This is a genomic window from Kribbella sp. NPDC005582 (assembly GCF_040605415.1).
Classification (GTDB): domain Bacteria; phylum Actinomycetota; class Actinomycetes; order Propionibacteriales; family Kribbellaceae; genus Kribbella.
The window spans coordinates 518,807-531,563 of the sequence record NZ_JBEXCU010000002.1; the positions used below are offsets into that span (position 1 = coordinate 518,807).

The window sequence follows — 12,757 nt, forward strand, 5'->3', positions numbered from 1 at the left end:
TAGTTGGTTTCTGCAACCATAGGTTAAGTCAGGCAGTTGACTTAAACAAGCGAGCGAGGCAAGGTGGGAGGACGACAACGCGGAGGTGATGTCTCGTGACCGAACGTGACGCAATCGACTATCCCTTGCCGCCAGTGGCCGCTATCGAGCCGCCAGTGGAGTGGGCGGAGCTCCGGCAGCAGTGCCCCGTGGCCCACGTCCGCCTGCCGAGCGGCGATCAGGCGGCCCTGCTCACCCGGTACGACGACGTCCGTCAACTGATCGCCGATCCGCGGTTCGCGCGGAACTCGGCCGACAAGGACGCGGCCCGGATCTCGCAACTGGACCAGCAGGAGTCGCCGATCCCGCGCCTCGGCGAAGGGCATCAACGCTGGCGGCGGATGCTGACCAAGTGGTTCACCGCCAAGCGGATGGCTGTGCTGCGACCGCGGATCGAGACGATGGCCGAGCAACTCGTGGACGAGATGATCGCGCAGGGACAGCCGGCCGATCTGCGCGCGAGTCTCGGATTCCCGTTGCCGGTCTGGGTGATCTGCGACCTGCTCGGCGTCCCCAACGAGGACCGCGACCGGTTCTCGCACTGGTCCGACACGTTCCTCAGCGTCAGCCGGTACAGCCAGGAGGAGATCGACGCTGCGCAGGCCGAGTTCACGGCGTACATGGCTGGTCATGTCGACGCCAAGCGGGATGCTCCTGGTGAGGATCTGCTGAGCGATCTGATCACCCGCGCCGACGCCGCCGGGGAGTACCTCGGCAACGACGCACTCGTTGCCACTGGCAAGGGTCTGCTGATCGCCGGGCACGAGACCACCACGAACATGATCGGCAAGATGATGGCGATGCTGCTCGCCGGCGATCGGGTGCACTGGAAGCAGTTGCTGGCCGATCCGACGCTGGTCCGCACCGGCGTCGAGGAGACCCTGCGGTACGACGCCAATGCCGGCTTCGGCCTGACCCGGTACGTCGACGAGGACGTCGAACTGTCCGGCGGAACGCTGCCCGCGGGGACGACGGCGATCTGCAGCCTGGGTTCGGCGAACCGGGACGAGTCGGTGTTCCCGGATGCGGCTGAGCTGGATCTGACCCGCAGCCCGAACACGCACATCTCGTTCGGCGTCGGGCCGCACTCGTGTGTCGGGCAGCCGCTGGCGCGTGCGGAGCTGCAGGTCGTGCTGGAGGTGCTGCTGCGGCGGCTGCCGACGCTGGCGCTCGCCGTACCGGTGGCGGAGTTGCCGCCGGTCGAGGGGCTGCTGGTCGGCGGTCTGCGCAAGGTGCCGGTGGTTTGGTGATGATGATGGCGAAGGTCGTCCGCACGGAGCGGGTGAGCGCGACCCGCGAGCTGATCCTGGCGACGGCCGAGCGGATGTTCGCCGAGCGTGGTCTGCACGAGGTTTCCAACCGGCAGATCAGCGAGGCGGCCGGACAGGGCAACAACACCGCGGTCGGCTACCACTTCGGGACCAAGACCGACCTGATCAGGGCGATCCTGCAGAAGCACTCGGTCCGGGTCGAGGATCGGCGGCGCGAGCTGATCGCCGAGGCCGAGGGAAGCACCGATCTGCGAGTCTGGGTGAGCTGCCTGGTGCGGCCGACCACCGACTACCTGGCGACGCTCGGCATCCCGACCTACCTGGCGCGGTTCAACGCTCAGCTGATGAACGACCCGATCCTGCGGGCACCGTTGGTCGACGAGATGCTGACCTCGCAACCCATGCAGGCGATCATCGACGCGCTCGACAAGATCTTGGCGCATCTGCCGTTGGAGGTCAGGGGCGAGCGCGGGAGCATGACGCGGTTGCTGCTGCTCCAGATGTGCGCCGAGTACGAGCGCGCGCTGGCGGCCGGTGAGCCGACCAACCGCGCGACCTGGCACGAGATGGCGACCGGGCTGATCGACGGCATCGTCGGCGTCTGGACCGCGCCGGTGAGCCAATGAGCGTCCTGATCGTCGGCGCTTCCGCGGCCGGGTTGTCCACGCTGGAAGCCCTTCGCCGGCAGGGATATCAGGAGCCGATCACGGTCCTCGGCGCCGAGACGCACCTGCCGTACGATCGGCCGCCGCTGTCGAAGCAGTACCTCTGCGGTGACTGGGACGAAGTGCGGACCCGGCTGCGTCCGGAGGAGATGCTCGCCAAGCTCGGCGCCGAGTTCGTCCTCGGCGACCCGGCCGCGGCCCTGGACGTCGACCGACGCCTGGTCAGCACCGAGTCGGGTCGCGAGCTGTCAGCCGACTCGATCGTCATAGCCACCGGCCTCCGCCCCCGCATGCTGCCCGGCCAAGCAGGTCTAGCCGGCGTCCACGTCCTCCGCACGCTGGCCGATGCCGATGCTCTCCGCCGCGACCTGGCAGGCGCAACACCACGAGTGGTGGTTGTTGGCGACGGGGTGCTTGGGGCTGAGGTTGCTGCTACTGCTCGGAAGCTGGGGTGCTCCGTGACGATGGTGGGGCCGCAGGCGGCTCCTCTGGAGAGCCAGTTCGGGCGGTTGGTGGCTGGGTTGCTGGCCGAGCTGCATGTGGCTGAAGGCGTCGACCTGAGACTCGGTACGGCGGTCAGTGGCCTCACATCGGCGAATGGCCGGGCGACCGGCGTACAGCTGGCGAACGGCGAAGTGTTGCCCGCTGACGTGGTTGTCGTGGCGCTCGGGGCGACGCCGGTGACGGAGTGGCTCGCGGGCAGCGGACTGACGTTGGACAACGGCGTGGTCTGCGATGCGCAGTGCCGGGCGGCTGAGGGAATCTACGCCGCAGGCGACGTCGCGCGCTGGCGGCATGACGGGCTGGATGCCCTTCTGCGACTGGAGAATCGGACCAACGCCACCGAGCAGGCCGCTTGTGTCGCGGCGAACATTCTCGGCGAGAACCGTTGCTACACGCCGATTCCGTACTTCTGGACCGATCAGTTCGCGACCAAGATCCAGGTGCACGGCATTCCGAGCGCCGACGCCGACGTCACGGTCGCCGAAGGCGCGATCGACGAGCGCCGGTTCGTCACGCACTACCGCCGCGACGGCCGGACCGTCGCCGTACTGGGCTGGAACATGCCTAAACAGACCCGCCTGCACCGGGCACACCTGGTGTAGACGCACCTCAAACCCTCACTGGGGAAGGGAATGCGATGACAGCAACACAGCAAGCTCCGGAGTATCCGATGCCGCGCGCGGCCGGTTGCCCGTTCGATCCGCCGCCGAAACTTCGCGAGCTGCAGGAGGAGTCGCCGCTGGTGAAGGTGCACGTCTTCGGGCGGTCCGTCTGGCTGGTCACCCGGTACGCCGACCAGCGCACGCTGATGACGGATCCGCGACTCAGCTCGGACGTCACCCAACCGGGCTATCCGAGCCCGCAGCCGCAGTTGCCGAGGGATGAGGACGGTCCCGGGATCGGGTTCATCCTGATGGACGACCCCGAGCATGCGCGGCTGCGCCGGATGGTGACCGCGCCGTTCATGATCAAGCGGGTCGAGGCGATGCGCCCGCAGGTGCAGAAGATCGTCGACGACCTGATCGACGACCTGCTGGCCGGGCCGAAGCCGGTCGACCTGGTGCAGGCGTTCGCGTTGCCGATCCCGTCGCTGGTGATCTGCCGGCTGCTCGGCGTTCCGTACGAGGACCACGACTTCTTCCAGCTCAACAGCAGCATCCTGCTCCGCACGACCGAGTCGATCGAGGCGCGGAACAAGGCCCGCGGCAACATCGGCGGCTATCTGTACGAGCTGATGGGCGACAAGCTGGAGAACCCGACGGACGACCTCCTGTCGGGGCTCGCCGAGCGGGTCCGGGCCGGTGAGCTCAGCCGCAAGGATGCGGCCGGGATCGGCGTCCTGTTGCTGATCGCCGGCCACGAGACGACGGCGAACATGATTGCCCTCGGCACCCTTGCGCTGCTCGAACACCCCGACCAGCTCGCGAAGCTGCGCGACACCGATGATCCGAAGCTGATCGCGAGTGCGGTCGAGGAACTGCTGCGCTACCTCAACATCACCCACAACGGCCGTCGCCGGGCGATCCTCGAGGACATCGAGTTCGAGGGCCAGATTCTCAAGGCCGGCGAAGGGGTGATCTTCCCCAACGACATCGCCAACCGGGACCCGGAGATGTTCCCGGAGCCGGACACGCTGGACGTGACCCGGGACGCCCGTCGGCATGTCGCGTTCGGGTTCGGCGTCCATCAGTGCCTTGGGCAACCACTCGCGCGGATGGAGCTGCAGGTCGTCTACGGCACCCTCTACCGCCGGATCCCTACGCTGCGCCGGGCGGTCGAGCTCGACGACGTCCCGTTCAAGCACGACGGCGCCGTGTACGGCGTCTACTCCCTCCCCGTCACCTGGTGACCCGCGACCCACGAGAGAAAGAAGCAAGCTGATGAAGGTCATCGTCGATCAGGACAAGTGCGTCGCCTCGGGGCAGTGCGTGACCGCGGCCATGGACGTCTTCGACCAGCGGGACGAGGACGGCATCGTCGTCCTGCTCACCGAGAACCCGCCGGCGAGCCTCGCCGACGACGTGCACCAGGCCGCCGCGGTCTGTCCCGCGCTGGCCATCGTCGTGGAGGACTGAGTCGTGGCGGACTGAACCGCGCACCCCGCTCGGCGTAGGTTCGGTGCATGGAGGCGTTCAGGATCGAGATCCCGGACCAGGCCGTGCAGGACCTCGCCGAGCGGTTGCGCGGGGTGCGCTGGCCACGGCAACTGCCCGGCGCCGGCTGGGCCAAAGGTGTCCCGGTCGAGTATCTGCACGGGATCGTCGAGCGGTGGCAGTCCTACGACTGGCGAGTCTGGGAGGCGCGGCTCAACGCGTATCCGCAGTACACAACGCGGATCGACGACCAGACGATCCATTTCCTGCACGTCCGCTCGCCCGAGCTGGACGCCGTACCGCTGATCCTGACGCACGGCTGGCCGGGATCCGTCGCCGAGTTCCTGCCGGTCATCGGCCCGCTGACGAACCCGGCGGCGTACGGCGGGGATCCGCGCGACGCGTTCCATGTCGTCGTACCGTCCGTGCCGGGCCATGGCTTCTCGGTGCCGCTCGAGTCCGGTTGGAACCACCAGCGGATCGCCCGCGCGTGGGCCGAGCTGATGCGCCGCCTCGGCTACAGCCGGTACGGCGCTCAGGGCGGTGACACCGGCTCGGTCGTGTCACCGTGGCTCGGCGCGGTCGATCCCGACCACGTGATCGGCGTTCATCTCAACGGGGGACTGGCGTTCCCCGACGTACTGCCGGAGGATCTCGAGCACCTCACCGAGGTCGAGCACGAGCGCCTGGCCGCGGCCGAGCGGCTACGTGCCGTCGGGACCGGGTACGCCGACCTTCAGGGCACGCGACCGCAGACGGTGTCGTTCGCGCTCAGCGACTCACCGGTCGGGCAGCTGGCCTGGATCCTGGAGAAGTTCTGGGAGTGGACCGATCCAGCTCGCGAGCTCCCCGAGGATGCGGTCGAGCTCGACCACCTGCTGACCGATGCCTCGATCTACTGGTTCACCAACACCAGCGCGAGCTCCGCGAACCTGTACTACGAAGGGCGTGGCGAGCCCGCGCCGCCGCGGACCCGGCGTACCGACTGGGGTGGCGGTGTTCCCGACCGATCCGGCGATCCGGCGGGTACTGGATCGCCGGCACCGGATCGTGCACTGGTCGGAGTTCAGTCGCGGCGGTCACTTCGCGGCGCTGGAGGCGCCGGATCTGCTCGTCGACGACATGAGGAAGTTCTTCAGTGGCTTGTCCTGAGCCGGGACGCGAGCAGGGGCCCGGAAGACGAGCAGCCCGCCGTCGCGTTCGGCAGTGGCGTCGGGCCAGCGGCGGCGAACCATCCGCAGGCTGGCGTCGTTCGCGGCGCTGACCACGAACAGGAAGTGCGTGGCACCGGCCGCGATCGCGTCGGCGGCGGCGATCGCCAGCATCCGTACGCCGAGGCCGCGGCGTTGCTCGGGGTCGCTGATCACGGCGGCCAGCTCGGCCGTGCCGGGGGAGCCGACCGCCCAGGCCCACATCGCGTGGCCGACGACCGTGTCGTCGCGGGTGGCGATCCAGGAGGCGCCGGACGGGCAGAGCATTCGCAGCAGCAGTGCCGGGCGGGGTGGCCGCCCAACGCCGGCTTGGAAGCGGAAGTAGAGGCTGAGATCGGACAGCCCGGTCAGCATCAGCGCCAGCGCGTCCATGTCGGCCTCACCGGACCGGCGGACGACCGGCGACCTCACCGCCTGAGTCTGATTCACGGATTCAGGGTGCCGGGAGTTGGCTAAGTCTGTCAAGCAGACTTATCCTCGAATCATGACCACCCGGGTACCGGAGGCGATGGCCTTCTCGACGGAGAACTGCACGATCTCCCGGACGATGGAGATCCTCGGCGACAAGTGGACGTTCCACGTGCTGCGCGAGCTGTTCGTCGGCGTCCGCCGGTTCGAGGACATCCGGACCCGGGCGGGCATCCCGCGCCAGGTCCTCACCGACCGCCTCGCCGCGCTGATCGAGCGCGGCGTCCTGCGCCGGCACCCGTACCGCGAGCCCGGTCAGCGCGAGCGGTACGAGTACCGCCTGACCCAGGCCGGTCTCGACCTCTACCCGGTGCTGGTCGCGATCATCCAGTGGGGCGACCAGTACCTCGCCTCCGAGAGCGGTCCGCCGATCGAGCCGCGGCACCGCGACTGCGGTGAGCACGTGAGCGTCGTACTGCGGTGCGAAGCCGGCCACGAGCCGGAGCCGCGCCAGGTCGCGCTCCGGCCGGGGCCGGGCGCCATCCGGCGCGAGCCCGCCGCCTGAGGCGGGTCTGCCGAGGCGCGCCTCAGAGCTCGTCGATCACCGCGCGGATCAGCCGCTCGGTGTCGCGCGGCTGCGAGGCCGAGATCGACAGCGCGTCCATGGTGACGACGTAGGCGTCGAGGTCCTCGCGCTTGTCCAGGTAGACCGCGCTGGTCAGGTGCTCGATGTAGACGATGTCGTTCAGGTCGGCGTCGTTGAATCGCAGCAGTGTGAACGCGCCGCCGGTCGCGGTGTACCCGCCCTTGCCGAACGGGATGATCTGCAGCGTCACGTTGTGCCGCCGGGACTGCTCGATCAGGTATTCGAGCTGGTTCCGCAGGACGGTCTTGCCGCCGATCGGCCGACGCAGCACCGCCTCGTCGATGACGGCCCACAGCCTGGCCGGTCGTTGCCGCGTCAGCACCTCCTGGCGGCGCATCCGCAGGCTGACCAGGCGGTCCTGCTCCTCGCGCGGCATCGGCTCGTCGAGCCGGCCGAGCGCGACCACCGCGCGGGCGTACTCCGGGGTCTGCAGCAGTCCTGGGATGAACTGCAACTCGAAGGTACGGATCAGGTCGGCGGCCATCTCCAGGCCGAGATAGGAATGGAACCAGTTCGGCGTCAGGTCGTCGTACCGCTGCCACCAGCCGGGGTTGTTCGCCTCCCGGGCCAGCTGCAGCAGCCGGTCCCGCTCGACCTCGTCCTCGAGCTTGTACAGCGCGAGCAGGTCCTCGACGTCGCGCACCTTGAAGCCGACCCGGCCGAGCTCGAGGCGGCTGATCTTCGACTCCGAGCCGCGGATCGCCCAGCCGGCGTCGGTGCGGCTGATCCCCGCGTCCTCGCGCAGCCGGCGCAGGTGAGTGCCGAGCATGATGCGCAGGGCGGTGGGACCGCCGTACGCCGGTTCCGTCACGCCTCGCCTCCGAGTTTCTCCTGGTCGTTAGCGATCATTTCACAACAGACTGCGACGACGTCCAGGAAGACCCGCGTGCACGACGTGTTCACTGGGCCCTACTGTCAGTAGAGTCTCTCCATAGCTCCCGACAGACAGTAATGAGGTTCGTATGCCCGACTCCAGCAAGGCTCCCAGTTCGGTTCCGGTCGGGGTGGACACCACCAGGGCCAGTATCGCCCGGGTGTATGACGCCTTCTTGGGCGGCAAGGACAACTTCGAGGTCGACCGCGAGGTACTGCGTGGGGTCCAGGCCGCCGCGCCGCAGGCCCAGGACCTGGCCTGGTCGAACCGGAACTTCCTGATCCGCTCGTGCCGGTTCCTGGCCGGCCAGGCAGGGATCACGCAGTACCTCGACTGCGGATCCGGCCTGCCGACCGCCGAGAACACCCACCAGGTCGTGCAGCGGATCCAGCCCGACGCCAAGGTGCTCTACATCGACAACGACCCGGTGGTGCTCGCGCACGGCCGCGCCCTGCTCGAGGAGAACGAGAACACGCTGTTCGTCAGCGCCGACATCTTCGAGCCGGACGAGGTGCTGAGCCACCCCGAGGTGCGTGACTTCCTCGACTTCAGCCAGCCGATCGCCGTGATGCAGGCCGGCACGCTGCATCACTACATCGGCTCCGAAGGTGCGCAGATCATGCAGACGTACGTCGACGCGGTGGTGCCCGGGTCGTACACGGTGATCTCGCACTTCTTCGACCCCGAGACTCCGGAGCACACCGAGGTCGCCCAGAAGATGGAGGACAAGTTCATCCACAGCCCGATGGGCAGCGGCCGGTTCCGCACCCGCAAGGAGCTGATGGAGTTCTTCCCCGGCCAGGAGCTGGTCGCTCCGGGCCTGGTGCTCTGCGACGACTGGTGGCCGGACGGCCCCCGGCTCAAGCCGCTGAACCAGGTCGAGGAGTGCATCGTCGGCGCGGTCGGCCGCAAGCTCTAGCCAGTACGTCGAAGTGCCCCGGGACGCACCTTGTCCCGGGGCGCCTCGCGTTCGGGCCGGGAGCGGGTGAGCAGCTGGCGTTACACGTGCTCGGAGACGAGCGTGGCGATCGTGTGCTCCTCCAGCGCCTGGAAGACGTGCGGGAGGTCGCCCGGGTAGGCGATGTAGTCGCCGGGGTGTAGCTCCACCGGCTCGTCGGCCGGCCCCACGAGCGCCCGGCCCGAGCCGAGGACGACGTGCTCGACGACGCCGGGCATGTGCGGATCTGAGTGGCGACCGGGACCGGGCGCCACCTCGAGCCGGTAGATGTCCCGGCGCGCGTACGGCGGGCTCGAGGCGACCAGGGTCGCGCTGTACTCGGTGTTCTCGGAGTAGAGCACCGGGCCCTCGCCCGCCCGGATGACCTGGATCTTCGGCCGCGGGGGATCGAGCAGCGCGGCGAACGGCGTATCGAGGGCGACCGCCAGCGCCCACAGGGTTTCGACGCTCGGATTGCCGGTCGCGGACTCGAGCTGCGAGAGCGTCGACTTCGCGACCCCGGCTCGCTTGGCCACCTCGCTGAGCGAGAGGCCGGCCCGGGCGCGATGCCGGCGCAGGGAAGCCGCGATGACATCCAGCGGCGCTGTGCTGTTTCTTGGGCTGTCCATCGACGTTCGCTCCATCGGTACGATCGTTCGGGTTGACGAACGGGCGGGCTCGTGTTCATCATAATGTCCATGCGTTCGATCTGGCGAACACTCGACCGGCGGCTGGCCCGCGACATCGCACTGGTCTGTCTGGCTGACGGCGTCGTCGGTCTCTCGTACGGCGCGATCAGCGTCGGCGGCGGGCTGCCGTGGTGGGTGCCGGTGCTGCTGTCGGTCGTCGTCTTCGCGGGCGCCTCGCAGTTCCTCTTCGTCGGAATCGTGGTGGCGGGTGGGAGCCCGATCGCCGCGATGATCGCGGGCCTGCTGGTGAACACCCGGCACGTGGCCTTCGGGTTGGCCGTCAGCGACGTCATCGGTTCCGGCTGGCGACGCTGGCCCGGCAGTCACCTGATGACCGACGAGAACGTTGCCTTTGCCATCGGTCAGGACGATCCGCGGCAGCGGCGCGCGGCGTACTGGGCGGCTGGCCTCGGCATCTTCATCTGCTGGAACCTCGGCGTACTGGTGGGGTCCGGAGTTGGCTCCGTCATCACCGACACCGACGTCTTCGGTCTGGATGCAGCCTTTCCGGCAGTCCTCTTGGCGCTGGTGCTTCCGGCGCTGAAGGACCGCTCGACCCGTACGGCGGCCCTGGTCGGCGTGGTCGTCGCCTTGGCCACGACGCCGTTCCTGCCCGCGGGCTTGCCGGTCCTGTTCGCCTTGACCGGCTTGCTGTTCTACCGCACTCCGGCCGCTGTGGAGGTCGCCCGATGAACAACACCCCGTTGCTACTGGCAGCCATCGGAATACTTGCTGTCGGCACCTTTTCGCTGCGGTTCGCGGGACCGGCACTGCGCAGTCGCTTCGAGATCTCCGAGCGGTTCCAAGGACTGCTCGCAGCGGCCGCGATCGTGCTGCTGACCGCGCTGGTCGCCACCGCGGCTCTCACCGACGGGACCGGTCCGGCCGGCATCGCGCGACCGGCCGGCGTACTGGTCGGTGGTGTCCTCGCCTGGCGTAAGGCGCCGTTCGTCCTGATCGTGGTAGCCGCGGCCGCAACCGCCGCTGGACTGAGACTCCTCGGCGTGCCGTAAAGCGGCTAACGTGCTGCCCATGAGCAGCTCATCCGCCCAATCGGCTGCGCCGCGACGAACGCTGATCTGGATCGGGATCGGGTGTTTCGTGGTCGGCGTGGCACTCACGGCGTTCTTCGTCGTGCGCATCGTCACGACGGCGCCCGTCTCGCCGCAGCCGATCGGCGAGACGCAGACGCCGGTGACGCTCGACGCGAAAGGGCTGACCATCTACTCGTCGATCCCGGTGCTCGAGGTGCCGTGCCGGGTCAAGGACGCGCAGGCCGGCGACGTACCGATCGTGCAGCCGCGGAGCACCGAGCAGATCACCGTCAACGGCGACAGCTGGTACGTCGTCGCCCGGTCGCAGGACCCGGTTCCGGCGGGGGATTACGTGGTCACGTGCACCGACAAGCAGACCAGCGCGACCTATGCGGTCGGCCCGCGCAGTGAAGTGCTGGCGTTCGTGTTGTCGATCTTCGGCGCGATCGGTTCCTTCCTGGTGTTCGGAGCCCTCGGTGCCGTCCTGCTGACGATCGGTCTGCTGCGGCGGCGGAAGAAGCCGGTCGGCCGGGTCCCCGGCTACGCGCCGCCGCCTGGGACGCCGGCACCGCCGAACTACGCGCACCCGGCGCCGCCGCCGTACGTGCCGGGACCGAATCCCGACCAGCCGCAGGACCGCTGAGTGGATCTCGACTGGCCCGGTTGCCGCAACGTCCGCGATGTCGGCGGACTGCCCACAGCTGACGGTCGCACGATCAGGTCCGGCGTACTGATTCGGTCGGACAGCCTGCAGTACCTGACTCCTGAAGGCGTCGAGGCAGTACGGCGTTCCGAGGTCAGTCGCATCCTCGATCTGCGCAGCGACCGCGAGGTCGGCGAGGCGCCGACCCCGTTCACCGGTACGCCGATCGCCGTACGGCAACTGCTGGTCGACCCGGCCGATCCGGAGCACGGGCAGCCGACGATCGTCGCGGCCTGCACGTGGATGCTGGATCGTCGACCGGCGTTGTTCGCCGCGGCCGTGAAGGCGATCGCGGACGAATCGGAGGGTGCCGTCGTCGTGCACTGCCACGGCGGCAAGGACCGCACCGGCATGGTGATCGCACTCGCGCTGAGCGTTGCCGGCGTACCGCGCGAGGAGATCATCGCCGACTACTTCCTGACCCAGTCGCGCATGGCCGCGTGGCTGGAAGAACAGCTCGCCGACGAGCCGGATGCCGCCAAGCACCCCGAGATGATCGAGTTCCGCGACACCCGCGCTGAGTCGCTGGTGGCGATCCTCCAGCACGTCGACGACGTCTACGGCGGCCCCGAGGCCTACCTACGCCACGGCGGCCTCACCACCGCCGACCTAGACCGCCTCCGCCACCGCCTGGTCCAGTAGCCCGCCCCAGACAACAAGAACGGATACACCAGGGGGGCCTAGACGGTTCGGGGCTTTTCGCGGAGGCCGATGAGGAAGCCGAGGCCCCAGGACATGTGCATGGTGGCGCAGACCAGGGGCATCCAGGCCAGTGCCTTCCAGGGGAGGTAGCGGCCTTCGACGGCGGAGCCGGCCAGGAGCAGCAGGCCGTAGCCGAGCGGGGCCAGGAAGCCCAGGTCGAGCCAGGCGTTGCCGGTGATCAGGCCGATGATGCCGAGGACGGTGCCGAGCGCGATGCCGATCACGGCGACTGGCGGGGCAAGGTAGCGCTTGCTCGCCGTCTCGGGGTGCCGGCGGATGACCTCGCGACGCCACTGACCGGTGTGGAAGAACTGCTTGGCCACGGCGGACAGCGAGGACCGCGGGCGGTAGGTGACCGACAGGTCCGGGCTGAACCAGATCAGGCCGCCGGTCTTGCGGATCCGGTAGTTCAGCTCCCAGTCCTGGGCGCGGTGCATGGTCTCGTCGAAGCCGCCGACCCGCTCCAGCGCCGCGCGCCGGAAGACGCCGAGGTAGACCGTGTCCGCCGGACCGGCCTTGCCGCCCTGGTGGAACGTCGACGCGCCCAGCCCCAACCGGGAGCGGTACGCACAGGCGACCGCCATCTCGGTCGGCGTCCGGCCCTCGGCCGCCATCACGCCGCCGACGTTGTCGGCGCCGCTCTCGTCCAGAACCTCGACCGCACGGGTGATGTACCCGTCGGTGAGGGCGCCGTGGCCGTCGACCCGGACCAGGATGTCGTGCCGCGCGTGGGCGATCCCGACGTTCAGGGCCGCCGGAGTCTTGCCGGTCGGGTTCTCGACGATGGTGATCCGCCCGTCGGTGTCGGCCAGCTTGTCGGCGATCTCCTGGGTCCGGTCCTTGCTCGGCCCGATCGCGAGCACGACCTCGAGCTCACCGGGGTAGTTCTGGTCGAGCACGCGCCCGACAGCCTCTTCGAGGTGGCGTTCCTCGTTCAGCACGGGCATCACGACGGAAACGGGCGGCCAGGAGGACAACGGC

At 68.8% G+C, this 12,757-nt stretch carries 15 protein-coding genes and 1 pseudogene; 12 read left to right on the forward strand and 4 right to left on the reverse strand.

Going from position 1 to position 12,757, the window contains the following annotated elements:
- Positions 1-95 precede the first annotated feature (95 nt).
- The 6 genes and pseudogenes from ABZS29_RS13940 to ABZS29_RS13965 all read left to right on the forward strand — a co-directional run.
- Positions 96-1,289 (forward strand): cytochrome P450, encoded by a 1,194-nt coding sequence (locus ABZS29_RS13940; protein ID WP_355461733.1) that lies wholly within the window; start codon positions 96-98, stop codon positions 1,287-1,289.
- Between the two features lie 5 nt (positions 1,290-1,294).
- Positions 1,295-1,936, forward strand: a complete 642-nt coding sequence (locus ABZS29_RS13945; protein ID WP_355461735.1) for a helix-turn-helix domain-containing protein — start codon at positions 1,295-1,297, stop codon at positions 1,934-1,936.
- On the forward strand, positions 1,933-3,081 hold the full coding sequence (locus ABZS29_RS13950) for an FAD-dependent oxidoreductase (protein WP_355461737.1): 1,149 nt from the start codon (positions 1,933-1,935) through the stop codon (positions 3,079-3,081). The genes ABZS29_RS13945 and ABZS29_RS13950 overlap by 4 nt, the downstream gene beginning before the upstream one ends.
- A 35-nt stretch (positions 3,082-3,116) precedes the next feature.
- Entirely contained in the window at positions 3,117-4,328 is a 1,212-nt protein-coding gene (locus tag ABZS29_RS13955) for a cytochrome P450 (protein ID WP_355461738.1), read from the forward strand.
- Between the two features lie 31 nt (positions 4,329-4,359).
- Positions 4,360-4,554 carry a ferredoxin gene (locus ABZS29_RS13960; protein ID WP_355461740.1) on the forward strand — a complete coding sequence of 65 codons (195 nt, stop codon included), beginning with the start codon at positions 4,360-4,362 and terminating at the stop codon, positions 4,552-4,554.
- 47 nt (positions 4,555-4,601) lie between these two features.
- Positions 4,602-5,156, forward strand: a pseudogene (locus ABZS29_RS13965) (epoxide hydrolase); the annotation flags it as partial.
- Between the two features lie 495 nt (positions 5,157-5,651).
- Here ABZS29_RS13965 and ABZS29_RS13970 read toward each other — a convergent pair.
- Positions 5,652-6,155, reverse strand: a complete 504-nt coding sequence (locus tag ABZS29_RS13970) for a GNAT family N-acetyltransferase (RefSeq protein WP_355463180.1) — start codon at positions 6,153-6,155, stop codon at positions 5,652-5,654.
- Positions 6,156-6,267: 112 nt separating this feature from the next.
- Between ABZS29_RS13970 and ABZS29_RS13975 the strand changes: the two genes are divergently transcribed.
- Positions 6,268-6,756: a helix-turn-helix domain-containing protein gene (locus ABZS29_RS13975; RefSeq protein ID WP_355461741.1), complete on the forward strand. Its 489-nt coding sequence runs from the start codon at positions 6,268-6,270 to the stop codon at positions 6,754-6,756.
- A gap of 22 nt (positions 6,757-6,778) precedes the next feature.
- On the opposite strand, the gene ABZS29_RS13980 is transcribed toward ABZS29_RS13975, so the two are convergent.
- Positions 6,779-7,606, reverse strand: a complete 828-nt coding sequence (locus tag ABZS29_RS13980; protein WP_355463182.1) for a helix-turn-helix transcriptional regulator — start codon at positions 7,604-7,606, stop codon at positions 6,779-6,781.
- 193 nt (positions 7,607-7,799) lie between these two features.
- Between ABZS29_RS13980 and ABZS29_RS13985 the strand changes: the two genes are divergently transcribed.
- Complete coding sequence (locus tag ABZS29_RS13985; RefSeq protein WP_355461742.1) at positions 7,800-8,630, forward strand: SAM-dependent methyltransferase; 831 nt, start codon at positions 7,800-7,802, stop codon at positions 8,628-8,630.
- Positions 8,631-8,710: 80 nt separating this feature from the next.
- Here the strand turns inward: ABZS29_RS13985 and ABZS29_RS13990 are convergent, their stop codons facing one another.
- Entirely contained in the window at positions 8,711-9,277 is a 567-nt protein-coding gene (locus ABZS29_RS13990; RefSeq protein ID WP_355461744.1) for an XRE family transcriptional regulator, read from the reverse strand.
- 69 nt (positions 9,278-9,346) lie between these two features.
- Here ABZS29_RS13990 and ABZS29_RS13995 point away from each other — a divergent pair, with 69 nt between their 5' ends.
- Genes ABZS29_RS13995 through ABZS29_RS14010 form a run of 4 tightly spaced genes read left to right on the forward strand, consistent with a single transcriptional unit; the run spans position 9,347 to position 11,716 of the window.
- Positions 9,347-10,030 (forward strand): AzlC family ABC transporter permease, encoded by a 684-nt coding sequence (locus tag ABZS29_RS13995; RefSeq protein ID WP_355461746.1) that lies wholly within the window; start codon positions 9,347-9,349, stop codon positions 10,028-10,030.
- Positions 10,027-10,350, forward strand: a complete 324-nt coding sequence (locus ABZS29_RS14000) for an AzlD domain-containing protein (protein WP_355461747.1) — start codon at positions 10,027-10,029, stop codon at positions 10,348-10,350. The genes ABZS29_RS13995 and ABZS29_RS14000 overlap by 4 nt, the downstream gene beginning before the upstream one ends.
- A 19-nt stretch (positions 10,351-10,369) precedes the next feature.
- A complete protein-coding gene (locus ABZS29_RS14005) occupies positions 10,370-11,014 on the forward strand; it encodes a hypothetical protein (protein ID WP_355461748.1) in 645 nt (214 codons plus the stop codon).
- Positions 11,015-11,716 carry a tyrosine-protein phosphatase gene (locus tag ABZS29_RS14010; RefSeq protein ID WP_355461750.1) on the forward strand — a complete coding sequence of 234 codons (702 nt, stop codon included), beginning with the start codon at positions 11,015-11,017 and terminating at the stop codon, positions 11,714-11,716.
- Positions 11,717-11,754: 38 nt separating this feature from the next.
- On the opposite strand, the gene ABZS29_RS14015 is transcribed toward ABZS29_RS14010, so the two are convergent.
- Positions 11,755-12,753: a glycosyltransferase family 2 protein gene (locus tag ABZS29_RS14015; RefSeq protein WP_355463184.1), complete on the reverse strand. Its 999-nt coding sequence runs from the start codon at positions 12,751-12,753 to the stop codon at positions 11,755-11,757.
- Positions 12,754-12,757: the final 4 nt, after the last annotated feature.